This window comes from Thalassotalea algicola, from assembly GCF_012932965.1.
Lineage (GTDB): Bacteria > Pseudomonadota > Gammaproteobacteria > Enterobacterales > Alteromonadaceae > Thalassotalea_F > Thalassotalea_F algicola.
This window is the reverse complement of record NZ_JABBXH010000006.1, coordinates 127,816-153,728: the sequence shown is the minus strand read 5'-3', so window position 1 is coordinate 153,728 and position 25,913 is coordinate 127,816. Positions and strand designations below refer to the sequence as shown.

The 25,913-nt window shown below is 40.0% G+C and carries 27 protein-coding genes; 14 read left to right on the top strand and 13 right to left on the bottom strand.

From position 1 onward, the window contains the following. Positions 1–16 precede the first annotated feature (16 nt). The 5 genes from spoT to HII17_RS16475 all read right to left on the bottom strand — a co-directional run bounded on the left by spoT (position 17) and on the right by HII17_RS16475 (position 5,695). A complete protein-coding gene (gene spoT / locus HII17_RS16495; RefSeq protein WP_169076467.1) occupies positions 17–2,119 on the bottom strand; it encodes a bifunctional GTP diphosphokinase/guanosine-3',5'-bis pyrophosphate 3'-pyrophosphohydrolase in 2,103 nt (700 codons plus the stop codon). Positions 2,120–2,269: 150 nt separating this feature from the next. After that, on the bottom strand, positions 2,270–2,548 hold the full coding sequence (gene rpoZ / locus HII17_RS16490; protein WP_169076466.1) for a DNA-directed RNA polymerase subunit omega: 279 nt from the start codon (positions 2,546–2,548) through the stop codon (positions 2,270–2,272). Positions 2,549–2,853: 305 nt separating this feature from the next. Then, a complete protein-coding gene (gmk, locus tag HII17_RS16485) occupies positions 2,854–3,480 on the bottom strand; it encodes a guanylate kinase (RefSeq protein ID WP_169076465.1) in 627 nt (208 codons plus the stop codon). A 112-nt stretch (positions 3,481–3,592) separates the two neighbouring features. After that, on the bottom strand, positions 3,593–4,780 hold the full coding sequence (locus HII17_RS16480) for an amino acid aminotransferase (RefSeq protein ID WP_169076464.1): 1,188 nt from the start codon (positions 4,778–4,780) through the stop codon (positions 3,593–3,595). 204 nt (positions 4,781–4,984) lie between these two features. After that, positions 4,985–5,695 carry a DUF445 family protein gene (locus HII17_RS16475; protein WP_169076463.1) on the bottom strand — a complete coding sequence of 237 codons (711 nt, stop codon included), beginning with the start codon at positions 5,693–5,695 and terminating at the stop codon, positions 4,985–4,987. Positions 5,696–5,814: 119 nt separating this feature from the next. Between HII17_RS16475 and HII17_RS16470 the strand changes: the two genes are divergently transcribed. Both HII17_RS16470 and HII17_RS16465 read left to right on the top strand, forming a co-directional pair. Continuing rightward, the gene (locus tag HII17_RS16470) at positions 5,815–6,666 is read left to right on the top strand and encodes a peptidylprolyl isomerase (RefSeq protein ID WP_169076462.1); all 852 of its coding nucleotides are present in this window, start codon (positions 5,815–5,817) and stop codon (positions 6,664–6,666) included. Between the two features lie 94 nt (positions 6,667–6,760). Next, positions 6,761–7,846 carry a methyl-accepting chemotaxis protein gene (locus tag HII17_RS16465; protein WP_169076461.1) on the top strand — a complete coding sequence of 362 codons (1,086 nt, stop codon included), beginning with the start codon at positions 6,761–6,763 and terminating at the stop codon, positions 7,844–7,846. Between the two features lie 70 nt (positions 7,847–7,916). Here the strand turns inward: HII17_RS16465 and HII17_RS16460 are convergent, their stop codons facing one another. Beyond that, entirely contained in the window at positions 7,917–8,390 is a 474-nt protein-coding gene (locus HII17_RS16460; RefSeq protein WP_169076460.1) for a LabA-like NYN domain-containing protein, read from the bottom strand. A 104-nt stretch (positions 8,391–8,494) separates the two neighbouring features. Here HII17_RS16460 and dbpA point away from each other — a divergent pair, with 104 nt between their 5' ends. Further along, positions 8,495–9,880 (top strand): ATP-dependent RNA helicase DbpA, encoded by a 1,386-nt coding sequence (dbpA, locus tag HII17_RS16455; RefSeq protein ID WP_169076459.1) that lies wholly within the window; start codon positions 8,495–8,497, stop codon positions 9,878–9,880. 99 nt (positions 9,881–9,979) lie between these two features. On the opposite strand, the gene HII17_RS16450 is transcribed toward dbpA, so the two are convergent. Continuing rightward, positions 9,980–10,756 carry a DUF2145 domain-containing protein gene (locus HII17_RS16450; RefSeq protein WP_328824562.1) on the bottom strand — a complete coding sequence of 259 codons (777 nt, stop codon included), beginning with the start codon at positions 10,754–10,756 and terminating at the stop codon, positions 9,980–9,982. Positions 10,757–10,793: 37 nt separating this feature from the next. Then, a complete protein-coding gene (locus HII17_RS16445; RefSeq protein ID WP_235938878.1) occupies positions 10,794–11,156 on the bottom strand; it encodes a hypothetical protein in 363 nt (120 codons plus the stop codon). 140 nt (positions 11,157–11,296) lie between these two features. On the opposite strand from HII17_RS16445, the gene HII17_RS16440 reads away from it, so the two are divergent. The 3 genes from HII17_RS16440 (at position 11,297) to yiaA (ending at position 13,962) form a co-directional block, all read left to right on the top strand. Beyond that, positions 11,297–12,034: a helix-turn-helix domain-containing protein gene (locus tag HII17_RS16440; RefSeq protein ID WP_169076458.1), complete on the top strand. Its 738-nt coding sequence runs from the start codon at positions 11,297–11,299 to the stop codon at positions 12,032–12,034. Positions 12,035–12,054: 20 nt separating this feature from the next. Next, on the top strand, positions 12,055–13,431 hold the full coding sequence (locus HII17_RS16435; protein ID WP_169076457.1) for an alpha/beta hydrolase: 1,377 nt from the start codon (positions 12,055–12,057) through the stop codon (positions 13,429–13,431). A gap of 135 nt (positions 13,432–13,566) precedes the next feature. Beyond that, complete coding sequence (gene yiaA / locus HII17_RS16430; RefSeq protein WP_169076456.1) at positions 13,567–13,962, top strand: inner membrane protein YiaA; 396 nt, start codon at positions 13,567–13,569, stop codon at positions 13,960–13,962. Positions 13,963–14,025: 63 nt separating this feature from the next. On the opposite strand, the gene HII17_RS16425 is transcribed toward yiaA, so the two are convergent. Further along, positions 14,026–14,922: an alpha/beta hydrolase family protein gene (locus tag HII17_RS16425; protein WP_169076455.1), complete on the bottom strand. Its 897-nt coding sequence runs from the start codon at positions 14,920–14,922 to the stop codon at positions 14,026–14,028. Positions 14,923–15,112: 190 nt separating this feature from the next. Here HII17_RS16425 and HII17_RS16420 point away from each other — a divergent pair, with 190 nt between their 5' ends. After that, complete coding sequence (locus tag HII17_RS16420) at positions 15,113–17,308, top strand: S46 family peptidase (protein ID WP_169076454.1); 2,196 nt, start codon at positions 15,113–15,115, stop codon at positions 17,306–17,308. Positions 17,309–17,374: 66 nt separating this feature from the next. On the opposite strand, the gene greB is transcribed toward HII17_RS16420, so the two are convergent. Continuing rightward, entirely contained in the window at positions 17,375–17,848 is a 474-nt protein-coding gene (gene greB, locus HII17_RS16415) for a transcription elongation factor GreB (protein ID WP_169076453.1), read from the bottom strand. 103 nt (positions 17,849–17,951) lie between these two features. Here greB and HII17_RS16410 point away from each other — a divergent pair, with 103 nt between their 5' ends. Both HII17_RS16410 and HII17_RS16405 read left to right on the top strand, forming a co-directional pair. Next, the gene (locus HII17_RS16410) at positions 17,952–20,282 is read left to right on the top strand and encodes a Tex family protein (RefSeq protein WP_169076452.1); all 2,331 of its coding nucleotides are present in this window, start codon (positions 17,952–17,954) and stop codon (positions 20,280–20,282) included. Between the two features lie 16 nt (positions 20,283–20,298). Continuing rightward, complete coding sequence (locus HII17_RS16405; RefSeq protein WP_169076451.1) at positions 20,299–20,733, top strand: GNAT family N-acetyltransferase; 435 nt, start codon at positions 20,299–20,301, stop codon at positions 20,731–20,733. 16 nt (positions 20,734–20,749) lie between these two features. Here the strand turns inward: HII17_RS16405 and HII17_RS16400 are convergent, their stop codons facing one another. Both HII17_RS16400 and HII17_RS16395 read right to left on the bottom strand, forming a co-directional pair. Continuing rightward, positions 20,750–21,208, bottom strand: coding sequence for a hypothetical protein (locus HII17_RS16400; RefSeq protein WP_169076450.1), 459 nt, complete (start codon positions 21,206–21,208; stop codon positions 20,750–20,752). A 169-nt stretch (positions 21,209–21,377) separates the two neighbouring features. Next, positions 21,378–21,677, bottom strand: a complete 300-nt coding sequence (locus HII17_RS16395) for a hypothetical protein (protein ID WP_169076449.1) — start codon at positions 21,675–21,677, stop codon at positions 21,378–21,380. Positions 21,678–21,779: 102 nt separating this feature from the next. Here HII17_RS16395 and HII17_RS16390 point away from each other — a divergent pair, with 102 nt between their 5' ends. The 5 genes from HII17_RS16390 (at position 21,780) to HII17_RS16370 (ending at position 24,468) form a co-directional block, all read left to right on the top strand. Next, the gene (locus HII17_RS16390; RefSeq protein ID WP_169076448.1) at positions 21,780–22,079 is read left to right on the top strand and encodes a hypothetical protein; all 300 of its coding nucleotides are present in this window, start codon (positions 21,780–21,782) and stop codon (positions 22,077–22,079) included. A gap of 120 nt (positions 22,080–22,199) precedes the next feature. Next, the gene (locus HII17_RS16385; RefSeq protein WP_169076447.1) at positions 22,200–22,490 is read left to right on the top strand and encodes a hypothetical protein; all 291 of its coding nucleotides are present in this window, start codon (positions 22,200–22,202) and stop codon (positions 22,488–22,490) included. A 135-nt stretch (positions 22,491–22,625) separates the two neighbouring features. Then, positions 22,626–23,111, top strand: a complete 486-nt coding sequence (locus HII17_RS16380) for a hypothetical protein (RefSeq protein WP_169076446.1) — start codon at positions 22,626–22,628, stop codon at positions 23,109–23,111. Between the two features lie 107 nt (positions 23,112–23,218). Beyond that, complete coding sequence (locus HII17_RS16375) at positions 23,219–23,467, top strand: hypothetical protein (RefSeq protein WP_169076445.1); 249 nt, start codon at positions 23,219–23,221, stop codon at positions 23,465–23,467. Between the two features lie 158 nt (positions 23,468–23,625). Further along, positions 23,626–24,468 (top strand): class I SAM-dependent methyltransferase, encoded by an 843-nt coding sequence (locus tag HII17_RS16370; protein WP_169076444.1) that lies wholly within the window; start codon positions 23,626–23,628, stop codon positions 24,466–24,468. Between the two features lie 328 nt (positions 24,469–24,796). Here HII17_RS16370 and HII17_RS16365 read toward each other — a convergent pair whose 3' ends face one another. Beyond that, positions 24,797–25,861 carry a DcaP family trimeric outer membrane transporter gene (locus HII17_RS16365; RefSeq protein WP_328824561.1) on the bottom strand — a complete coding sequence of 355 codons (1,065 nt, stop codon included), beginning with the start codon at positions 25,859–25,861 and terminating at the stop codon, positions 24,797–24,799. Between the last annotated feature and the right edge of the window lie 52 nt (positions 25,862–25,913).

Sequence of the window (25,913 nt, the reverse complement as noted above, 5' to 3'; positions counted from 1 at the left end):
AATATCCTGCTATTTTCTATTTATTTCGAAGTACTTTTTGTACATCAACCATTACTTTAATTTTGCGAATAATATCGGCTAAGTGAATACGGTCGCGACAGGTAATTTCCATGTCGATGACATAAAGCCCAGTATCTTTTTCACCTGAATTTAATGAATGGACATTTGATTCACTTTTAGCGACTACATTGGTCAATGCGGCTAAAGCACCTTGATGGTTAACAATTTCTACACGAAGCTTAGCGATAAATTCTTTATCGATATCAGTATCCCATTTTACTGGGAATAATTTTGCTTCATGCGCTTTTACGTTCTTACAGTTAGCTTGGTGAACAATTAAGCCTTTACCTGGGCTCAAGTATGCAAGAATACTATCACCAGGGATAGGACGACAACATTTACTATAGGTAACTAGCATCCCCTCTGTGCCTTTTATTGGCATTTTGGTTTTTGTATTTGTTGCTTCTGTACTGTCTTCGGTAAATTCATCCGTTAAGCGGCGAGCAATACCAATACTTAACGCATTACCTAGGCCAATGTTAACGAGTAATTGATCAAACGTATCGTTACCTGTTTCTGAAACTACTTGATCAATCTTATCTTGTTCGATGTCTTCTAGTTTTGTTGTACCTAATGCATGACTAAGTAAACGAAGACCTAGCGCTTGTGACTCGTTTTCCTCTTGTGATCTCAAGTAGGTGCGAATTTGTAATCGTGCTTTTGCTGTTACCACGAAGTTTAACCATGTTGCATTAGGTCTTGCTGCCGGTGAGGTAATGATTTCGATGGTTTGACCTGAATCGATTGGTTGACTTAATGGGTATGGCTTACGGTCAACTTTACAACCGACACAAGAGTTACCAACATCGGTATGTACTGCATACGCAAAATCTACGGCAGTAGCACCCATAGGTAGTTCAATAATTCGCCCGTCAGGGGTAAATACGTAAATTTCTTCTGGGAACAAATCTGATTTTACGTTTTCAATAAATTCAAATGAACTACCGGCACTTTGTTGCAGTTCTAATAAGCTTTGCATCCAACGGCGTGCTTTCATTTGTGCTGTGGTGCCGCTGTCATCATTGTCTTGTTTATAGAGCCAATGAGCAGCTACGCCTTTGTCGGCCATCTGATCCATATCGTTGGTACGAATTTGAATCTCAACAGGAATGCCGTGTGGGCCAATAAGCGAAGTATGCAATGATTGATAACCGTTGGTTTTTGGGATTGCGATATAATCTTTAAAGCGAGTTTCAATTGGCTTAAACAAGTTGTGTACGGCGCCTAAAGCTCGGTAACAGTCATCTAATTTTTCCGGTACGATAACCCGGAAAGCGTAAATATCCATCACTTCGTTGAACATCAGTTCTTTATTCAGCATTTTGCGGTAAATCGAATAAAGGTGCTTCTCGCGGCCAATAACTTCGGCTTTAATTCCTACCTCTGATAAGCGTTGCTCAATTTCACCTTGGATATTGTTAATGATTTCTTTTCGGTTGCCACGTGCCTGCTTAACAGCGGAAAGTAATGCGCGAGAACGCATTGGGTAAAGTGCTTCAAAACCTAAAACTTCTAGCTCATTTTTAATATTATGAATACCAAGACGGTTGGCAATTGGCGCATAAATTTCTAATGTCTCACGGGCAATTCTGCGGCGCTTTTCAGGTCGAAGGGACTCTAAAGTTCGCATGTTATGTGTGCGGTCAGCAAGCTTGATCAGGATAACGCGAATATCTTCGGTCATCGCTAATACCATTTTACGGAAGTTCTCCGCTTGCATTTCTTCTTTGTTGTCAAATTTAAGCTTATCGAGCTTACTCACACCTTCAACTAATTCTGCGACAGTAGAGCCAAATAATTCAGCAAGCTCATCTTTTGTCACTTCAGTATCTTCAATTACATCATGAAGTAATGCAGCCATTAGCGTTTCATGATCAAGATTCATTTTCGCTAGATTCAGCGCAACAGCAACAGGGTGAGTAATATAAGGGTCGCCACTCGAGCGCATTTGACCATCGTGAGCATCGCGCGCCACGATATAAGCTTCTTTGAGTAAATCAATCTGTACTTTTGACAGATAACTAGAGACAAATTCTTTTAACGGCTCAAATAGATACACTCATTACTCCCAAATTTAAATGAAGTGATGTTAAAGAAAAGCGGGAATACTCGTAGGATACGCATTATTGGCGGGAATGCCAATACAGGTATAAAAAAACGCGTAAACGACTTAAGGCGTGAACGCGTTTTCTAGCAGAACAATGCGGGATTAACCTTGTTGGCCACCAACGATTGCTGCTACAGCTGCTAATTCTGCTGACTCTTGTTGAACCTGCTCGTGACGATCAGCTTCATCCATAAGGTCGTTAGAGATTAAGTCTGCTTCAATTTCACGTAAAGCCAATACTGTTGGCTTGTCGTTTTCTAATTCAACTAAAGGATCTTTACCGCCAGTGGCGATTTGACGAGCACGACGTGATGCAACTAACACCAAGTCAAAGCGGTTGCCGATTTTATCTACTGCATCTTCAACAGTTACGCGAGCCATTTAGCTACTCCACAATGATTAATTTCAAAAATAGCCGTCTATTATATACCCATGAGACTTTAAAGTACAAGATTTCAGCGAGAATTAAACAGGACTTGAGCAAGGCATTAATTGCCGATAATGGTGCACCCTTGTCAAAATTAATAACGCTGCAAAACCCTGTTAAAGCTCGCGGTATCGAGCATATCCATAAGCCCAAATCATCGTTGCGTTAACTAGAAAGGTACCTACATTCCTGCATTAACTCGCCTTGAGTTGTGCTTACTTAGAAAGCTCTGAAATATGAAGTTTCCTGGGTATCAAGTTCAATCATTAGCCAATAGGTCGTTGAATAAATCTTGATAAACAGTGGTTTGTTGGCTGCGTTTTAGCCTTTGATTGTTCACTATGGTGACTAAATCCGTTAATGCTGTATCAAAATCATCATTGACGATAATATAGTCAAACTCTTGATAATGTGAGCATTCTGACTGTGCTTGTGCCATGCGGTCAGCAATAACTTCATCGCTATCTTGGCCACGACCACGCAAACGGTTTTCTAATTCTTTTCTTGAAGGCGGTGCGATAAAAATTGTCGTGACATCAGGCTTCTTCATGCGAACTTGTTGTGCGCCTTGCCAATCAATATCTAAAAATACATCGATTCCTTGGCTCAGTTGTTCATCTATGGCTGCCGAAGAAGTGCCATAATAATTACCAAATACTTCGGCATATTCATAAAAAACATTTTCTGCTATTTGTTGTTCAAAGGTCTTTTTTTCAACAAAATGATAATGAACTCCATTTTCTTCGCCTGGGCGAGGATTTCGTGTCGTTGTTGATACTGACACCTGCATAGGGCGAGATGATTCGTGTTTGAGTAGGGCAGATATCAAGCTAGATTTTCCTGCTCCACTAGGGGCAGATAAGATAAAAAGGTTGCCTTTAACCATGTCATAAACTCGCAATAGAAAGAATGCAGCGCACTATACCTAAAACCTAAACTTTTGTCTTTAACGGGAACAAAAAAGCCGGGCAAGCCCGGCTTTTTTAAAAACATATGTTTTAAAGTACTTTAGCGATAGATTGAGCTAAGTAATCAACATTGCTTTGTGCGATACCAGCAATACTCATGCGGCTCGACCCTACCATGTAAATGCTATATTCATCTTGAAGTTGTTGCACTTGCTCAGGTGTTATTCCCAGGAACGAGAACATACCTTTTTGACGAACGATATGGCTAAAGTCACGAGTTACACCACTTTCAATTAATTTTTCAACTAAAAGCTGGCGATTACCGTTAATGCGATCGCGCATATCTTTAAGTTCACCATACCATTGGTGGCGTAATTCATCAGAGCTTAAAATTGTCTCAACAAGCGCTGCACCATGTGCTGGAGGCATAGAGTAAATACAACGAACTACAGACAATAATACTGAACTCGCAATGTCTGCTGCAGTAGTTGATGACGCAATAATGGTCGTTGCGCCAATACGCTCACGATACAAACCGAAGTTTTTAGAACAAGAGCTACAGACAATCATTTCTTCAACGCTGTCAGCCATTAAACGAAGGCCGTAAGCATCTTCGTCTAACCCGTCACCAAAGCCTTGGTAAGCCATATCAATAACAGGTAAGAAACCATTAGTTTTCGCAACTTCTGCTACTTGTTGCCATTGTTCTTGGCTTAAGTCCATACCACTTGGGTTATGACAACACGCGTGCAGTAGTACAGCGTCATCAGACTTAACTTCTTTAAGCGCAGCTAACATGCCATCAAAGTCTAGTTGTTTATTTTCGTAATCATAGTAAGGGTAAGTTTTTACTGTTAATCCCGAAGCGCTAAATAAACCTGTGTGGTTTGCCCAAGTTGGGTTGCTTACCCAAATGGTTGTGCCTGACTTACATGATTTAATAAATTCTGCGGCAACACGTAAAGCGCCAGTACCACCTGGTGTTGATACCGTACGTGCACGATTCGCCGTTAAAACATTGTGATTACCAAAAATTAGCTTTGCCATTTCCTCGTTAAACAAAGGCGAGCCAGTAGGGCCAATGTATACTTTGGTATCTTCGTTATCGTGACGGTATTTTTCTGCTTGTTTAACACAATCTAAAATAGCGGTGTGACCAGCTTCGTCTTTATAAACACCTACACCTAAGTCGATTTTTTGCGGATTCGCATCTTCACGATATTTTGCCGACAACCCTAAAATTGGATCGGCTGGCAAAGCCTTTAAGCTACCAAACATGACTCCATTTACCTTTTTGTTGGAGGAAGAAAAACGCCATCAGAAATTGATAGCGCAACTAAAGCATAAGCATAGCTATTTAGATGGCTAAATTAAAGACATTACCGTAAAAAATTAAAGCAAACTGTAAATTTAATTTGCCCTAAAAATTTACAGGGTTAATTACATCTTCAGTAATCGAAAATAATTCGTTAATTTCTCGTATTACAGAGTGTTGGTTAGCGCCGCAGCTAAGCCAATTAAACCGCCGAATACACCACCCCAAACCACAAGCCAACCCAAATGAGTCCGTATCATTTCTTGAATAATTTCTTTAACGAGTTGTGGGGTTAATTCATTCAAACGTTGTTCAATAATATCGCTTACCTTGTCTTGCATATGGGCAATATTGCTATCACCTTCTAAAGACTCTCTTAGATTTTGATTAAAAGTATCTGTTTGAGTGATTTCGGTTACAGCTGTTTTCATTCGCTCGATAAAAGGTTCTCGCATGGGTTGTAAAGCTTCACTACCCCCAACCATGGCTAACATACCCCCAAAAGAAGAGTTTTCAATTACTTCGATCATGCCGTCAAAAGCAGGATTTAAATCGACTTTTTCTATAACGGGTGCTAAATCGATGCTGGCCGCGCCGCCTTTATCATCCGATAAAAAGCGATCGATATTCTCTTTAGTGAAAAACTGATTCATCATGAGCTGGCGGATACCTACTTTAAAGTCTTCAAATCGAGCAGGAATTACACCTGAACCATACAGTCCTGGCACTTTCTCAAATAGCATATGTACTGCTAGCCAATTGGTTACGGCACCTGATAAGGCAAATAGTCCAACGGTAAAGAGTATGGGGTTTGAAAAAAAATGCCCGCAAATCACGAGTAATAATGCGATTAAATTGGTAATGGTGCTTTTATTCACCTTAGGCTCCAGCAGCAGTATTTTAGCAAAAGCAATGTTAGCAAGTCTTAAGTTCTAAAGACAATAGGGCAAAATACCGATAGAGTGCCTATAATCATTTAAAAAATTAAAATAAGACAATGAAACAACTAACGAAATTAGCAATTTGTTTAGCGTCGGTGTTAATGCTAAATAGCGCTTGTGCTGAAAACAAAACGCAGTGGCGGACACCAAACCTTGAAAACCTTGCGGTGATGACCCTACCGCAAGGCAAGGTTGTGATTGAATTGGCTCCCGAATTTGCGCCAAATCACATAGAACACTTTAAATCATTGATAAAGTCCGGCCATTATCAAGGAAATAAATTTTATCGCGTAATAGATGGCTTTGTAGCGCAGGCGGGGCCAGCAGCATACGTCGGGCAAGAAAAAGAAAAAACATTAAAAATTGAGCCAGAAGTCAGCATATTTCCTAATTGGGAGTATACTCAAGTACAAGCACCGGATATGTTTGCAGAACATACTGGTTTTAAACAAGGTTTTGCAGTTGGTGTTAGTGCAAGTGAAAAAAAGGCATGGTTAACCCATTGCCCTGGTGTGCTAGCTATGGCACGCGGTAACAAGCCAGATACCGCAACCAGCCATTTTTACATTACTAATGGGCAAGCGCCGCGATATCTAGATCGGATAATGACGGTTTTGGGCCGAGTAATCTATGGCATGGAACATGTCCAGTCAATTGTCCGCACTTCGGTAATTGAAGGGCAAGAGCCTGTTGATAGTGCTAGTTTCACTCAAATCGCCAGTTTTACATTGATGTCAGAATTACCTAAAAGTGAGCAAATAAATTTGCAGGTTGAAGATACAGAAAGCCCTGCATTTGAAGAAAAGTTGGCTAAACGTCGATCACGGCCAAGTGAGTTTTTTTACAAGAAACCACCGCCAGTATTAGATGTCTGTCAAGTGCCAGTAAAAACACGAATTAAAAGCTAGCTTAGTTTTAAAAAATAGTCATATAAAGGTCTTGTAGTCGTTATTTACATTGTTGATAAGATAGAAGAATGTTATTTGGGGAGTAGTAAAATAAATGTTTGTTTTAAAATCAAAATACGAACAATTAGCACAAGAAAACGAATCGTTAAGAGCATCAATGCATGATTTGCAGCAAGAGCATCAGCAATTAAAAGCTGAAGTTGAAGCAATGTCTGCAATTGAAGCACAGGAGACTTCCGTGCACAGTGGAGGTTTTGTGCAGGAAATGCTGGAAAATGCCGTAAGCTGTATTAACCAAGTAACGGGCATTCGTGAGTCGGTGCTTGTTGCTTTTCAGGCAATCGATGAAGAACGAAAATCTTCTGGTGCTATTCATGATACGTTAGATAGTTCAAGCAGTGCTATTGCTGAAATTGTTACTGATATGCAGTCACTTACTAGCAAAATGGGCAGTATGTCAGAACAAATCTCAGGCCTTTCCGACCGTGCCGATAGTATTAATAAATTTGTTGCGACGATTTCGAGTATTTCAGATCAAACTAATTTATTGGCACTAAATGCTGCAATTGAAGCAGCACGTGCCGGTGATGCTGGACGAGGGTTTAGCGTGGTAGCTGATGAAGTTCGCGCATTAGCAAATAATACCAACACCTCGGCAAAAGATGTTCAGGATTTAGTGGGTGAGATCATTCATTCAACCACAGAAACAGTCGATTCGGTAGAAAATATCCAGAATAGTAATAGCCAGTTATCCGACGGTGTTAATCAGTTAAATACAGATTATCAATCAATAATTAGCCAGTGTAGTTCAATGTCATCGACTATCGCCCAAGCGGCTATGGCATCATTTATTCAAACGGTAAAGCTCGATCATATTGTTTGGAAAGGTGATATTTATGCCGTTGCCGCTGGTTTGAGTTCTAAAGCGATAAATGAATTTTCGGATCATACGATGTGTCGATTAGGGCAATGGTACAGCAGTGAAGGTCGAGAACAGTTCAGTCAACATAGTTCATTTAAGCAGTTGGAGTCGCCACATCGCTCTGTCCATGAAAGTGGTGTAGCAGCCTTACAGGCTTTAGAAAATGGTGATCAAGCTTCGGCTTCTAATTACTTAGCGCAAATGGAAGCAGCAAGTGAACAAGTCATGCAGCTACTTGATAACTTAGCATCTTCTTAACAGTTATTTAGTTTGGCTAATGAATAAAAAAAGCGCGCGTTACTCGCATTAATTCGTGCGTGCGCTTTTTTTATAGCAGCAACCCCTCATCAATTGCAGTAAATCTTGCCGCCGATTCAATTAAGGAGTTCGCCGTTAGCTGCTCAACGCCAAAGACCTGAGTTTCAATGCCATGCTTAGCGGCAACATGTCGCAACAATAAATCAAAATCGCCATCACCAGAAAGCAATATAATTTTATCAACTTGCGCCGCTGCTTCCATAATATCTATGGTAATGCCGACATCCCAGTCACCTTTTGCTGAACCATCGCTGCGTTGAATAAAAGGCTTTAACTTCACATTAAAACCAATATGTTTTAACGCTTTTTGGAATTTATGTTGTTGGTCGTCACTACGCTGAATTGCATAAGCATTGGCGATAGCAATATTGTCGCTTTCTTGTATTGTTTGCCAAAACGCTCGGTAGTTAAATTGCCGGCCAAATGCGTGGCGCGTGGTGTAATAAATATTTTGTACGTCGACAAAAATAGCAACAGATTTCATTTAAATATCCAAGCAGAGGAATTACCACAGCTAATTAGGGCGCTAGCTGCTACAATACAGCCATTATCATATTGCTTTCCCTACCATTTATTAAGAGGTTTCTTTTGCAATCGTCTAAATTCTCTATCCTTACGCTGAAAAAGCCGTTACTCGACAACTTAACAACACTTGGTTATAGCGAAATGACCGAAATTCAATCGCAAAGCTTGCCATCAATTCTTAAAGGTAAAGACGTGATCGGCCAAGGGAAAACTGGTTCAGGTAAAACCGCAGCATTTGGTTTAGGTTTATTAAATAAGCTTGATGTGAAGAAATTTCGCGTGCAATCGTTAGTGTTATGTCCGACTCGAGAGTTAGCTGACCAAGTAGCAAAAGAGTTACGCAAATTAGCCCGTGCCATTCACAATATCAAAATTCTAACGTTATGTGGCGGTATGCCAGTTGGTCCGCAAATAGGGTCGCTAGAACATGGTGCGCATATTATTGTAGGAACACCAGGGCGTATTGAAGATCATTTACAAAAAGGCCGTTTAAATTTAATGAACCTAAATATGCTAGTGCTTGATGAAGCCGATCGCATGTTGGAAATGGGTTTTCAGAACTCTCTTGATGCCATTGTTGGCCAGTGCCCTGATGATCGACAAACCTTACTATTTAGCGCAACCTTTCCTGATAAAATTAAAGCCATATCAAGCAAAATATTAAAACAACCAGAACATGTAAAAGTGACTTCCGTTCACCAAGAAAGCACGATTGAACAAGCGTTTTACCGTGTAGACAGTAATGAAGACCGACTTGATGCCGTACAACGTGTATTGCTAGAACATCAGCCAGAATCAGCGGTTATTTTCTGTAATACCAAAATAGCGGTACAAGAAGTGGCTAACGGTCTTGCAGACTTGGGCTTTAGTGCATTGGCGCTGCATGGCGATTTAGAACAACGTGATCGCAATGAAACATTATTAAAATTTGCCAATAAAAGTGCGCTTATTTTAATTGCTACCGATGTGGCTGCTCGTGGTTTAGATATTGATGACTTAGAAGCAGTAATTAACTACGACATTACCCCAGATCCGGAAGTTCATGTACATAGAATTGGTCGAACAGGTCGTGCAGGCGGCAAGGGAATTGCGTGTTCAATTTATTGCGACAAAGACTCTCGCCGTATTGCTGATATTGAAACTTATCAAAATATGGAAATTGAAGACTATGTATTGCCAGACAACAGCGTATTTTCAAAGCGTCCGCCAAAACCTAAAATGACCACCTTACAAATTGACGGTGGTAAAAAACAAAAGTTACGTCCAGGTGATATTGTAGGTGGCCTAACGGGTAAAGGTGGCATCCAAGGAAATCAGGTAGGAAAAATTCAAGTATTTGATGTAAAAGCCTATGTTGCGGTAGAAAGTAAAGTGGCTAAAACTGCCGTGAAGAAAATTATGGATGGTAAAATGAAAGGGAAAAACTTTAGAGTAAGAATCTTACCCTAAAGCTCATATCTAAAACCCGGTTATAGAGTTTCGATTGTCTATATCAATGCAAAAACTTAGCTGTTGGTAACACCAAATCATCAACAGCTAAGGATACAATTAAGCCTTAAATATATGCGCTTTATCAGTCAGTTTATATTGACTTAAGTATTGGCGTATTGAACCAAATGAGGTCGTTCTAATTTTACCTCTATGGTCTTTAGTTGTTATTCCGTCTGAAAACATTCCACCTAACGCTAGTTTAAAACCACTTACCTTTACTCGTTGCGGTGTGAAGTACGCTTTGGTATTTGCTTTTAGCTGCTTCATATTGGTTGTGTCATAAATTGCGGCGTTAATAATATTTAGCGTATGTTCGGTACAGTTTTGGTATTTATTATTAAATGGGTTAGCAATTAATGAATACTTAGGGTTATGCATTTGTTTATCTTTACCATTGGCAATAACCTCAATAATTTTTGCTTGAAGCTCTGGGGTTGGTATTACAATGCCTGCTTTTAATTCATGAGCACCCCAGAAAAAATCTACTGGATAGTCTGTAACTAACGAGCTTTTACCGCTATTTTCAGCGTCTTGATAAAGGTTATGTATGGCGTAACCTTTCGCTTTTTTGCCGTCACTTAAGGTAATTTCTGAATACACAGCAATCGCGGTATGGGTAAATTCGATACCTTTTGGTAGTTTTGATTTTGGCTGACCAACTCTAGCGATGATGAAAGCGCGAGCGCCTTGCTGTGCCGCGTATTTTTCGACGTCCTTGGCAAACTTCGCAATTTCTTCTGGTTTAAATTTTGATTCTGTTGCTTGGTTACTGCCAGCATGTGAAAACGCTGACAGAACACAAAATACGAGTGTAAAAATATACTTTTTCATCATGATTCTCCTTATCTGTTGTTAGTCTATGGCAGCGTTTTTACTGATTCGCTTTCATGGCTTGATCAGGAGAGCGATCAACAGTAATGGTAATTTCAGTTACTTCTAGCGCTACTTTCTTCGCTGGTTGTACATTACGTGCTTTGCTTGTTGTAGCATCTGATAAGCCATCTGCAACCGCTACGCTTGCAGCACCTGCGCTTAAGGCAACACTGCCAGTCACTACAAGCGGAATAGCTACGGCAGCACTTGCTACTTGAGCACTACCTACAGCACCATGTGATACTGCTAAAGCAGAATGCTTACTCGCTTTACTGGAGTGGTTTGCTGATGGCTCAGCAAATGTCACAAAAGAAGTTAATAACACGCTTACACAAGTTAAATAAGTAAATGTTTTCATCATATTTTCCTTCACAGTTGAATTGCTATCTACCTTAGTGGTGCGTATTTAATGTGTAAACTAAGTTGGTTGATGTATTGTTTGAAAACACTTAAGGTATTAAAAAAATATACTTTCTGGCGAAAAGAGGGTAGCTATAAAAAATGAGTCAGATAAAACAAATCACTGAAACGCTCAAACAACTACTGAAACAGCATAAAGTCACTTACCGGCAAATTGCTGAGTCTTTAGAGTTAAGTGAAGCGAACATTAAGCGGGTTTTTGCGACCAATAGTTTTTCGTTGGAACGCTTGGAGCAAATTTGTAGCATTATCAATTTATCGTTATCTGATTTGTTTGCAATTTCGGAAAAACAGCAACAACAACTGACCGAACTTACGTTAGAGCAAGAGCAAGAGTTGATAGAAAACCCAAAATTGTTATTGGTGGCTGTACTAGTACGAGATTATTGGAATTTTGAAGAAATTACCGAGCACTATGAAATTGATCAGCATGAAGGCATACGGCTTATGGCAAAGCTGGATAAGATAAAGCTGATACAGTTACTACCCAATAACGATTATAAATTGCTGATCGCTCAAGATTTTCGATGGATCAAAAATGGTCCACTTGAAAAATTTATGGAAAAAGAAGTGCTTAATCGTTTTATGGCCAGTAAATTTGATGATGAAGACAGTTTTCGCTTCTATTTACGCGGGCGATATTCGCAAGCGTCAATTGATATTATTAAGCGCAAGCTCAATCAAATTACTAAAGATGCTGCAGAGCTAAATATTGAAGACAGTAGCTTACCGCTGGAAAAACGTAAACATATGGGAATGCTGTTTGCCATGCGCCCATGGGAACCGTCATTGTTTGAACAATTCAGACGACAAAAATAACGCAAGGAAGAAACTATATAATGCGAAAATTTACTTTTTATCTCGCCACTCTTTTTATCGCAGTTAATAATCCGGTCAGTGCTGAGCAGCATGATTGTGTGACCTTAAATCAGGATGTAGCGCATATTGAACAGCTAGCGAAAAGTGGTCAATATCGAAAGTTAACGTCTTCAGCAACGTCATCAAAAAAGCCCTTAAGCTTTGATTATCAGCTAAGCCGCAGTTTTGATGAATACTTAAAATTTGCCAAACAAAAAATCGTTAATGAGAATCCAAAAGCAGGCTTAACATGTCCAATTGAAACAGGCGTTACCAAAGCACTAAATAAATCTGTAGAGTCATTAGTCGTAGCAGATTTGGTTGCGCCTTTTGAATTAACGGTAACCGACAATAATAAAGGGGTTTTATTAATTCATGGCTTAACAGACTCGCCGTATTTATTTCATGATTTAGCCAGCTTTTACTATTCACAGGGTTTTAATGTTCGAACATTACTGTTGCCAGGACATGGCACTGCACCAGATGCATTGACGGACGTTGAGTATCAGCAGTGGCAGATTGCCACCGAGTTTGCCATTAATAAAATGCAGCAAGACTTTAAACAGGTCTATTTAGGCGGCTTTTCAACAGGTGGTGCATTAATTCTGGACTACTTGCTTACTAACTCAACAAAATCGGTATCATTTAAAGCAGAACAATTGAAAGGTGTCATGCTTTGGGCGCCTGCAAGCAAAGCTAAATCAAAATTTGCTTGGGCAGCAGGCGTTGTTGATTGGTTGCCGTTTTTAGATTACACCCATAAAGGTGCCGATATAGATTTTGCCAAGTATGAATCTTTTCCATTAAATGCGGGTGCACAAGTACACGCTTTGATGAATGCGCTAACGGATAAACTCGTTGTTAACAAAAATATTCCTGACATTCCGTTGCTAACGATTACTTCTGAAGTTGACTCAACGATAGAAACACAATCAACAATTGAGTTATTAACTGCGTGGCATAATGCACCTAATAGACAGTCTAGCGCATTAGATGAACTGTTTTATTTTGGACAGCCAAATTCGCTCAGCCAATTGCCTAAATCGTATCAGCGTGTATTAGCTCAATGTGACTCAACAAAGCATAATTATTGTAGCAATATAGTGAACGTGGCTCATACTTCAGTGACTAACTCGCCAACTAACCCTCATTATGGTTGGCAGGGCAGTTACCGTAATTGCGAAACTACGTTTGGCAGTGAACATTATCAAAGCTGTAAAACTACTAAACAAGTTACCTTAGGTGAGACCACGGCAGAGAACTTAACGAAATACCCCAACTTGCAGCGTTTAACCTTTAATCCAAACTTTGAACAAATGACTCAAGTGATCACGGAATTCATCCATAAAACGCAATAAAGTTTAGTTTAAGTATACTTTTGGTTTAAAAATCGTATCCTTTGCACAACTTAGTTTACATATTTAAACCAAAAGTAAATACTCGTTCTCGTCAACGCTACACGGTGGTAGCAAAATTTTTAAGGAGAAACGAATATGAATACTAAACCAACTAAAGCTTTTACTCTTACGTCAATCGCTATGTTAATTGCAGGAATTGCGGCATTTTGTGTTGGCTTAATGAATGCAGAAATGGCGCTAAACGAGAAAGGCTACTACTTAGCTATTTTGATTTTTGGCCTGTTTTCATTCGTTTCTCTACAAAAAACAGTACGAGACAAAATTGAAGGTCAAGATATTTCAAAGCCTTATAGCATTATGTGTTGGGTGGCGTCAGCTGCGGCAATCGCGTTATTAGTCGTAGGTTTAATAAATGCTGAATTGCTATTAAGTGAAAAAGGCTTTTATGCCATGGCTTATTTGTTAAGTGGCTTTGCCGCAATAACCGTGCAAAAAAATGTACGAGACAACCTAGCGATTGCCGCAGAGTAATTGCCAAAAAAGAAGCGACTAAATGTCGCTTCTTTACGTTTCACTGTTATAAATGTTTTTCTTTTACATACAATTTTGCTGTAGCCAATGAGTCGTTTCTTTTGCCAATTTTATTCTATTCCAAGAAAACACATGATCACCTTCTAACTCAAGATACGTCGCTTTTTTCGCGCCATTGTTAATGGCTTGTTGTGCTAAGTTATTACTGTCTTTCGGTGAAATAATAACAAGTTCACCGGCTTTAAAAACATCTTGTTTCCCTTGTATGATCATCAATGGTTGTTGCTTAAATTTACCCATTTGTGGCGCTAAATGAAACGCAGTTAAATTGGCTTTAGCTTCCTTTACCGCATCAACGAACGAATAGCCTTTTAACGGAAGTAATGGGTGGCTTAAATAAGGGTTGCCTAACACTTCATCGATATCGACCAAGTTGGCAACTGCCCCGCCAAGATCAGTTGGAGCAATAGCTAGCGTACAAGCTGTTTTTTGGTGCATACCTGAATATAGGGCGTTAAATCCACCTAGGCTGTGACCAACCAAAGTAATTTTGTTTTTATCAATAAACTCACTTTGTGGAAATTTACCGTCACGTATTAGCTGAATGACAGATGCAGTATCAGCGAGTTGATTGCCAATGCCATACTCTCCTTCAGCGCCCCAAGCGCCTCGATAATGAAAGAAAATTACATTAAAACCGGCCCGGCGGTAGCTTTGTGCTAAATCGAGGTTTTTCTCATTGCCAGGAAAGCCGTGCAATAGCACTACGGTTGGGTGAGGACCTTTACCATTGGCTTTATACATTATGGTTGGTAATGATGAACCATGTGACTTTATGGTGGCTTCAAACATTGACGGCGGCGAGCTAAAGTCTATTTTTGCTAAATCGTCGACAACAGGGGTGAATGTATTTGCTGAACTAGCGGCTGCCAATAACCAAAGCAAAAGTATAAAGCGCATAGTAAATTCCTTATTTTTATTACATAACACTGTAGGCTAATAATTGAGGAGCAGCAACGAGCAGGAAACTGGTAGCTGGCTTATTTACCGGTGACAAAATGACATTTGTTAAATAATTGTTAAAAGACGTTCCACTTTCTAGCGTGCATGTGGCATATTAGCCGGGATATTATTACCTCGGAAAATAAGAATGATAACTAGGAAAACCAACAAAGTAACACGCTTACTTACGTTACCTATTACAGCATTAGCTTTAATAGCCTCACTAGCTACAGTGGCTAAAGAAGGTATGTTTACACCAGAGCAGCTACCACTAATTAAGAAAGATTTAGTGGCAACTGGATTAGAAATTCCACCAGAGTCATTAACTTCATTAACTAAGTTCCCAATGGGCGCGGTTGTATCTTTAGGCGGCTGTTCAGCGTCTTTTGTTTCAGAGCAAGGCTTAGTAGTGACTAACCATCACTGTGCGCGTGGTTCTGTGCAATTTAATAGTACAGCGGAAAATAACTATTTGGAAAATGGCTTTGTGGCCAAGTCGTTTGACGAAGAGCTACCTGCAGCTCCGGGCTCACGCATTTATGTAACCGTTGACTTTAAAGATGTGACAAACGATGTGGTTGGTTCGCTAAGCAGTAAATTAACGGGGCGTGAACGTTACGATGCAATTGATCGCAACAAAAAGCGCATCATAGCCGAATGTGAGAAAGACGAAGGGCATCGCTGTTCAGTACCATCATTCCATCAAGGTTTAGAATATAAACTTATCAAGCAACTTGAAATTAAAGATGTTCGTATTGCTTATTCACCAGCAGACTCTGTTGGTAAATATGGCGGTGATATCGATAACTGGATGTGGCCACGTCATACTGGCGACTTTGCTTTCTACCGTGCCTATGTAGGTAAAGATGGCAAGCCAGCAGATTTTTCAAAAGATAACGTACCATTTAAGCCTGAGCACACGTTAAAAGTGTCTGCTGCTGGTTTAGATGACGGTGATTTCGTAATGGCTGCTGGTTATCCTGGAAGAACACAGCGTTATCAACGTTTAGTGACAGTAGAGCATGTTTTTGGTTGGTCATACCCACAATGGGTATCGTTAATTGAACAGTGGATTGGCACGATTGAGCGTGTAGCGCCAGAAGGTAGTGACGCTCGCGTAAAATATGAATCATTGCTTGCTGGTCTAAATAATTTTATGAAGAACACCAAAGGCCAGTTAAAAGGGGCTAAACGTGTAGGTTTAGTAGAGCGACGTGCACAACGAGAAGCCGAGCTATTAACTTGGATTGGCGACAACAAAGAACGTCAGCATTACCGTAAAGCTATTTCAGCGCTAGATGAATTAGAAACTGAAATCAGCAAGTTTAATAAGGCATCGTTCTTATATGACAACGCCACACGTTCACAAATGTTGAGTGCTGCAAAGCGTCTTTACCGTTTAGCTATTGAAAAACAAAAGCCTGATGCAGAGCGCGAATCTGGTTATCAAGAACGTGATTTTGATCGTATTAAGCAAAGCTTACAACGTATTGACCGTCGTTTTGATGCGGGTGTTGAACAAGCACTTTGGTTAATGTTTATCGAAAAATACGCTAAGCAAGATAAGTCACAACGTGTAACAGCCTTTGATAAACATATTGGCTTAAATGCAAAAGCATTTAACAAAGATAAAGTCGCTAAGCGATTAGCATCGTTTTATCAAAAAACAGAACTAAATAATGTTGATAAGCGTATTGCGTTAATGGATGCGTCAGTTGCTGATTTAGAAGCCAGCAAAGACCCGTTTATGCAATTAGCTGTGGCAACATTTAAGCATGGCCAAGAAGTTGAAAATACGGAAAAAGTACATGCTGGTAAACGCGCTAGCCTTCGTCCGCAGTACATGAAAGCGATTATTGCATGGCAAGATTCTTTAGGCTTATTAGCCTACCCTGATGCTAACTCAACGCTTCGCGTTACTTACGGTAATGTAATTGGTGGTTCACCGAAAGACGGTATGATTTATGAACCGTTTACCCGCGTTGAAGGTATTGTAGAAAAAGATACCGGTGAAGAGCCATTCAACTCACCTAAGAAGCAACTTGAGCTAATCAAAGATAAGAAATATGGCGACTATGCCCTGAAAACCTTAGGTACAGTGCCAGTTAATTTCTTAACTGATCTAGACTCTACTGGTGGTAACTCAGGATCGGCTACCATGAATAGTAAAGGTGAACTGATTGGTCTGCTATTCGACGGTACCTTTGAAAGTGTTAATTCAGACTGGGATTTTGACCCAAGAACAACACGTACTATCCATGTTGATTCACGCTATATGTTATGGGTGATGGAATATGTTGATGATGCAAAACACTTAGTCGATGAAATGGATATCGTTAAATAAAAAGCACTAAGCACATTTAAAAAAAGCTGAGTAATGGCAACGTCATACTCAGCTTTTTTATTTTGATTACTTGTACCAAATTTTAATAATCTCTAAATAACGCTCCCCATCGGGGGTTTTGACCACTATTTCATCATCAACTTGTTTGCCGATAAGGGCGCGAGCAACCGGTGAATCAATGCTAATTTCACCTTTTTTTACATCCCATTCATCAACGCCGACAATGCGATAAGTAAACTCGTTATCGTCTTCATCAATCACAGTTACCCAAGCACCAAAATAGGCTTTGCCTTCTTGTTGTTTTTCCGGATAGACAATTTGTAAGTCTTCTAGGCGTTTATTGAGAAAGCGTACACGGCGGTCAATTTCTCTTAAGCGTTTTTTACCGTAAATATACTCTGCATTTTCGCTACGATCGCCTAAAGCTGCCGCTTCCGATACAGCCTTTGTTACTTTCGGGCGCTCGTCTTTCCACAAATATTTCAATTCACGATCAAGCCGTTCATAGCCTTCACGCGTTATGTAGTTACTTTTTTTCATTTGATAACAAAATTAACTAGTCACTAATCTTTCGCAAAAGTATATACTTTGCCTCCATGTATATCTCAAGTTTTATCTTGCTAGAAAATTTCAAAGGTTAACTATGAGCCCAATTGCTCAACAAATTGCTCAAGAATTAAATGTTAAAACACCCCAGATAGAAGCGGCTATTCAATTACTGGACGATGGCTCTACCGTGCCATTTATTGCTCGCTACCGTAAGGAAGCAACACAAGGTTTAGATGATGGTCACTTGCGCACCTTGGCAACTCGCTTAGGTTACTTGCGAGAACTGGAAGAGCGAAGACAAGTCGTGCTGACCAATATTGCTCAGCAGAAAAAATTAACCGATGCTTTGAAAAAAGCGATTGAGCAGGCCGACAGTAAAACGCGATTAGAAGATTTATATCTACCATACAAACCAAAGCGCCGAACGAAAGGGCAAATTGCCATCGAAGCAGGGTTGGAGCCTTTAGCAGATAAACTATTTGGCGACTTACAGCTTAATCCAGAATTGGAAGCAAAAGCTTTTATCAATCAAGGTGCTGGTTTTGAAAATGCAGAAGCCGTACTCAATGGCGTAACGAGCATTTTGGCTGAGCGTTTTGCTGAAGATGCAGACTTGCTTGCTAAAATTCGTAGCCACTTAAAAAAGCAGGCGCATTTATCGAGCAAAGTGGTTAAAGCCAAGCAAAATGAAGCCGGAAAGTACAAAGATTACTTTAGCCATCATGAGGCGCTTAAATCTGTACCAGCTCATAGAATGCTTGCTATGTTACGTGGCCGAAACGAAGGCTTCTTACGTTTAAGTATTGATGTTGATCCAAATTCTGATAGCAAAAGCTATTGCTCAGCACACGATATTATTCAACAGCATTACCGATTGCGTATATCTCAACAAACCGGAGCTAAATTTATCGCTAGCGTTGTCCAGCAAGCGTGGAAACAAAAGCTATTGGGCCATTTTGAAACTGAGTGCTTTGGCGTATTACGTGATAAAGCTGAGCTTGCGTCAATTAAAGTGTTTGCGAACAACTTAAAAGATTTATTAATGGCAGCTCCAGCTGGAGCAAAAGTGACCATGGGTATTGACCCTGGACTGCGTACCGGTTGTAAAGTTGCGGTAGTCGATGGAACGGGTAAATTGCTACATACCGCAACTATATTCCCACATGAACCACAGAAAAACTGGGATAAATCGATGCGTACGCTAGTCAACTTAGCGCGTCAGCACAAAGTTGAGCTTATCGCCATAGGAAACGGTACAGGTTCGCGAGAAACCGATAAATTAGTTGCAGAAGTCATTGCACAGTTTGAAGAGAAAAAGCCAAGTAAAATTGTGGTCAGTGAAGCAGGTGCTTCGGTTTATTCGGCCTCTGAATTGGCAGCGGCCGAATTCCCTGATTTAGATGTTTCAATTCGTGGAGCGGTATCAATTGCTCGCCGTTTGCAAGACCCGCTCGCGGAACTTGTGAAAATAGACCCTAAAGCGATTGGTGTTGGCCAATATCAACACGATGTTAGCCAAAGTCTATTAACCGCATCGCTCGATGATGTGATTGAGGATTGTGTAAATGCCGTTGGTGTCGACCTAAATAGTGCCTCTGCATCATTACTGGCGCGAGTTGCTGGCTTATCTAAAACAATGGCGCAAAATATTGTCAATTACCGCGATCAACATGGCGTTTTTACTGAGCGAAAAGAGTTATTGAAAGTAGCTCGTCTTGGTCCCAAAGCTTTTGAACAAGCAGCAGGATTTTTAAGAATTCGTTCAGGCAACAACAAGTTAGATAATACCGGTGTTCACCCAGAAAGTTACCCCGTTATTGAAGCTATGATTAAGCAGCTCAATGTTGAGGTGGATAACTTAATTGCCAATGAGTCAGTACTGTCAAATACGCAATTTAGTGATTATCAAACCTTGTCAGTGGGACAACTTACTTTCGATGACATTATCGCCGAGCTTAAAAAGCCTGGGCGTGATCCGCGTCCAGAATTTAAAACAGCAAGTTTTAAAGAGGGTGTTGAATCAATCAACGACTTAAAACAAGGGATGATACTTGAAGGCGTTGTGTCTAATGTTGCTAATTTTGGTGCCTTTGTTGATATTGGTGTTCACCAAGACGGCTTGGTTCATATTTCGGCACTAACGAATAAGTTTGTTAGCGACCCTCGAGAAGTGGTTAAAGCTGGCGATGTGGTAACCGTTAAGGTGCTTGAATGTGATGTTGCTCGTAAGCGTATTAATCTGACTATGCGCTTAGATGATAAAGCACCTGCAGCTAAGCATGTTGGCAATAACAAAAATAAGCCAACTCAACATAAAGCATCAAAACCGAAAAATCAGGGACAAAAACCTCGCAAAGATACATCGCCAGCGAATGCCGCTATGGGGAATGCTTTTGCCGATGCGTTTGCTAAATTGAAAAAATAAAGCGTAGTGATAATAAATGAAGAATGGATTTACGGTAACCACTGATCTCAATGACATGGATTTTCATGTAATCCATCAATTTATTAGCCATAGTTATTGGGCTAAAGGTATGCCCGAACAAACGCTTAGAAAAGCGTTAGCAAACTCACTATGTTTTGGCGTGCTTAATGAAAATGGCGAGCAAGTCGGTTTTGCTCGCATGATCACCGACAGCGCCACGTTTGCTTATTTAGCCGATGTTTTTATACTCGAGGCATATCGAGGAAAAGGGCTAAGTAAGTGGTTAGTTGCTAACATAATGGACCATGCTGAGCTACAAGGTTTACGAAGAATAATGCTGGCCACGCGTGATGCTCATGGCTTGTACCGCCAGTTTGGTTTTAACGATGTTTCGCAAGAAGAGGCGAGTATGTTGATGCAGATTCGCGATCCGGATGTCTATTTAAGGTAGCTATCCTAACACTAATTTATTCAGTAGAAGGCTTTGAAATAGTCGGCTTTTCATTGCTAACGTCGTGCTGAGCAGTGTCTTGTTGCATTTCCGCTGTCGCTTCGGTTTCTTTAGTTGTCGCTTTTGCCTCTTGCCCTTGGTTGCCTTTAATCAATAACTCCTCTACTTTCTTAACGTAGGTGTCTGACGTAGTTCTATTGGTGTTTGAATGCTGGCCGTAAGTCCCAAATAAATTAAGCCATCGGTCGGTTTTATGGCCAAATGCCATCAACTTTCTTAAGTAATAGTCTGGTGTCGAAGGGGTAAAAATCAATCCTGCTAATGCCGCAACTATCGACACAGGGCTAAGAAAAACATCCCTAAGCCCATCACCAAATAGTTTCACCTGAAATACCAAGGTGTCTTTAACAACTTGTGTTTTAGTGGTTGATGTCGCAGCTTGAGCTGTTGCCTGGTGCTCTTCTTTTTCTTTCATGTATTTAGGAATCACATGTTGAGTTTGATAAATACTAGTTTATTGCTCTTTCTACCAATGTTCCAAGCTATTTATCTGGCTACAAAGTATTACGGCCGTTCGTACCAAAATAGCTAGAAGCAGGCTAGAGATGTGATGAAAAGGTCGGTTTTGAGCGAAGATCGGACTGTCATTCTCTAGCTAATCTAGGGAGTGCTTTTCTAATACCTGCCAAGATGTTGCTCCAACCAATTCGCTTTTTCCAAAGTTTTCCGTCGACAAAAACTTTATAACAATCGATCCGATCAGTTTTATACAGTTCAAGTTTATGAGTAATTGGTTCACCACTATCGTAATCAGTGATTTCGATAACTCTTCTTAGTTCAGGAATACTTTGTGGCTCTACAAAGCTTTCTTGTTCTATATCAGAATTTCGATTAGTGTATGATTTACGATAATTTTTTGAAGCTTTATTAGTTTTTCTATACATAGGTAATCCCCTACCTTACAAGGTAGCATACCTTGCAAGGTCTCACTAATAAGCTGTTAGGTATACAAGGAGTGTAATTTGAATTTCAGGCTTATTTTTATAGTGTCCCTGTTTTCCTCATTTATGGTGCAAGCAAATGAAGATAAAATTTGTTTAGGGGACACTTATGATGCAGTTAAGGAAATTAAAGGTTTTCCTGAGAAGGTTAGCTTCATTAAAATATCTGAACCTAATACAAATGAGGCCGAGGCTTTAACGTTCGAAGCAGTATCATTTTATGATGATGATATGTTATATATTTTTGAGTCTGCAAATAGCCGACTATGTTTAATCTCCGATGGTGCAAAGGATCTCAGCCATATAACTTGTAAAGAAAGTTCTGATAAGCGTCAATGTTCGTAGAATATACCTAACAAGCTGTTTAAGGCATGGACGTCTAATGCGTGGCTGGCGTTCGTTCCTCACGATTATAGCCATGCATTTTCCGCCCCTTAACAGGGCGTTATATACCTAGGAGTCGACATGGAGTTTTCGACCACATTAATTTGGTTTCTAGCAACTCATTGCTTAGTTTCCTTTATTGTTTCCATATCTATCATTAGTTGTCCTTTTAGATTTGGTAATGAAAAACTAGGGTTGCTTCTACTAACTTGGTTACTTCCATTCATTGGCGCAATTTATTCACATCATCGCATAGGTTTTCTTGGTTTAGCCTCTAAAGGTAGTAACTCTGGTGGTGGCACAGCGGTAGATATTCCGCCAAGTAATAGTGGCGGTTGCGACGGTGGTGGAAGTGGTGGCGGTTGTGATTAGAGACAACGGTATATAACAAGCCATTACAGCAACGGGACTGCTAACAGCTTGCTCGGTTCCGCTTCGCTTCACTATTTTAGCAAGCTATTATCAGCCCCTGAATGGGGCGTTATATTTTTAAATAGGGTTCAGTGTTTGTTACCACCAAAAGAGTACGAATTAGCTCAGAAAAAGAAAACTAGAATCCCTTTGTGGTTAATTGCCATTATTATTATCTATTGGGTAATCAAAGTAGCTAATCAAAGCTTTACAACACAAAACGATTTAGAAACATTCAAATCAAATTTTTTAAACTCCGATTTAGAATTATCGTATGAAAAATTTGGAGAGTTATTTGATAGTTATGAAGTAGCTCCTTTAAGTAGTGGCACTCTTTCTAATGTTCAAATAGATTGCCTTAGCCAGGGAGATACATTTTGGGAGCATATGCCTAGTGTTAAAAATAAAGATACAAAGCAGTTTTTCTTAAAAATTAATGCTAGTCAAACTACTTTAGTTTTAGAATTAAGGTTATATAAAGACAAGGTGTATTTTTCACCTTGGAAAAAAGCTGAGCTTGGGTTTAACGGTGGTTTTTCTGCCAAAGCAAAATGTCCAGATGCTGGCTTTAACAAAATATAACAAGCTAATTAATAAGGACAAAAACCAGTTGGCGGTTTTCGTTCCTCAACATTTTAGCCAACAACGTTTTGCCCATTATTAGGGCGTTATGTTTACAGGAAGGGTATATGGAAGCTCCATGGAATGGCGAAAAAGTTAATTCATTCGTTCGAATTTTAGCAATCGTATTTATTATCTGCGGAATTTTTGCATTTAGTAGTCTAGTGAATGCATTATTTGAAACTGGAGAATTTGGCTTTAGCAACTTAGATTTTCGAATGATAATTGGTATGTTAGCAGCCCCATACTGTTTTCTATTATTCTTAAAAGTTGCAGTTACAGGCTATGCACCAAAGTCATGGGTTCCATGGGAGTAATGTAAACATAACAAGCCATTTCAGTAACGGGACTGCTAATAGCTTGCTCGATTCCGCTTCGCTTCACATTTTAGCCAAACATTAATCAGCCCCTTAACAGGGCGTTATTTGCGCGGGTAAATTTAACTAACATTCAAGCTAATATAGGGAAATAGAAAATGGGTAAATATAATTTTGTCGCAGGTTTAGCACTTTTATTTGTCATCACAAATGCAAAAAGTGTTTTTGCAGAATCAGTTGATAAAGATGCTGTTTGGCATGCTGTTCACAATAACTCCTTCCGTACAGCAGAAGAAATCAAACGAGACAAATATCGTAACCCTGAACAAGTGTTACGTTTCTTTGAAATCAATGAAGCATCTTCTGTAGGTGAAGTCGCACCTGGTGGTGGGTGGTACACGCATATACTTGCACCCTTATTGAAAGAGAAAGGAAGGTATGTGGGTTTACAACACAATCCAGCTTATTATGGTAAATGGCCTGAGTGGGCAAAAAAACTTTCCGCATATCCTGAGAAAATTAAAAACGAACAAGAACTATACGGAAATAACGCGATTGGCACTTGGTTGCCAGCCGTTGAAGGGTTGCCTGTAGAGGCGGCGTCATTAGATTTTGTATTTATTACACGTACGATGCATAACTGGCAAAATCAAGGAAGGTTGGAAAATGGACTCAAGCAATCTTGGCAAATATTAAAAAACAATGGTGTTTTGGCCATCGTGCAACACAGAGAAGATGAAAGTTCTAATAGCGATCGTGAAGCTTCTTCGAAACGTGGACGTTGGAAACAATCAGATCTTATCAGTGTAATTGAATCATTTGGGTTTAAATTAGTGGCTAGCTCAGAAATGAACTCAAATCTTAAAGACACAAAAAACTATGAGAAAGGCGTTTGGACATTACCTCCAAGCCTTGCACTGAAAGAAAAAGACAAAGATGTTTACACAGAAATCGGTGAATCAGATCGTATGACTCTAAAATTTATTAAAGTTTCATCATAGTTAGTTACAGTATAATCAACGCAATATGTAATGCGCATATTGCAAGTCAATCAAGCAGGACAACGCACGGCTGTTGCTCCTGCGTCGCTATTTTAGCAAGCAATTAACAACCTCTTATTGAGGCGTTACCACCGTATGCTTATGGCACTAAGCAGCCTTAAATTTTTACCAATACAGAAATAAAAAAGGGGAAGCTTGCGCTTCCCCAAAAAGTGCCTCGAGTGGGAGGCTAACTTATGACAGGGTATTGGTTCATTTAAACGCCGAAGCGTTAAAATGAGCCCAATGAGGTTGTAAGTTTCTAGGTTAAGTAAGCTTTACGTGTTTTTTATAAAACGTACTTTGCAGAAACTTGTGCGTATACAGAGTCTGCATCAGCATCTTTCATTTCAAATTGGCCGACTTCAAAACCGAACGACAACTTAGGTGTATAGTTTTTAAAGATATTTACACCGTATTGTACACGTTCGCGATCTGACTCTTCCGTTTCAATATAGCCGTAGAATACTGAACTACGTGTATCTTCCGTCCAGTAATGACGATAAGCAGCCATGTATGAGGTACTTTCTTCAGCTTCACCGTTATAGACATCTGGCGCTGCGGTTACACCCACATAACGACCTGTGTTGCCGGCGTGTACTTGGAATCGAAAATCATCTTTACCAATGGTTTTAATTTTACCAGCAACAGAAACACCTACAGCTGTTTCTGAGTCGCCATCATTAAAGTTTAGCTCGCGGAATAAACCAGCGACTGATACGTTACCCCAGTCACCTTTGAAGGTGTATTTCGCTACGATATCTGGCATATCATCACTTGCTGGGTCAGCATCTGGCGAGTCATCAATCCCGTCATTACCCCAAGACTCAGGGTTTTCTAATGCTACTTCAAGGCCGCCCATTTTATAGCGAACCATTGTATTACGAACGAATGCTTCACCTACCATAGGGCCAGCAAAGTCGGCTGTTTCGGCTAGTGCACTGGTGTTCATAAACGTTGTCCAAGTTTGACCGAAGGTGAAATCTTGGTACTTAATAAACGCATGGCGTAAACGTGGATGAGAAGAGTTAGAAATTATCTCGTTACCGCCGCCGCCGTAAAAATCCATTTCTACAAAACCAGTTACTTCGCCATGAACAAACTTCATATTGATGCGAGACTCGTTTGCAAAGAATTTAGTCTGTGATTTGTCTTCAGCTAATACGCTACCACCACCGATCCAAAAATCGCGGTAGCCCACGTTACCATCAACATGGCGATAATCGACCTTGATAAAACCACCAAAGGTAATTTTATCTTCTTCGGATAACTTAATTTCGTAAGCAGCGTTTGCTAGGCCTGTAAAAGCCAACATGCTCGTTGCTAACAAAGTTTTCTTAAATGTTTTCATCATTCTCTCCCGTTTCATTAGCACCGAGACTTTTATTCTTACTGCATCTTCTGGC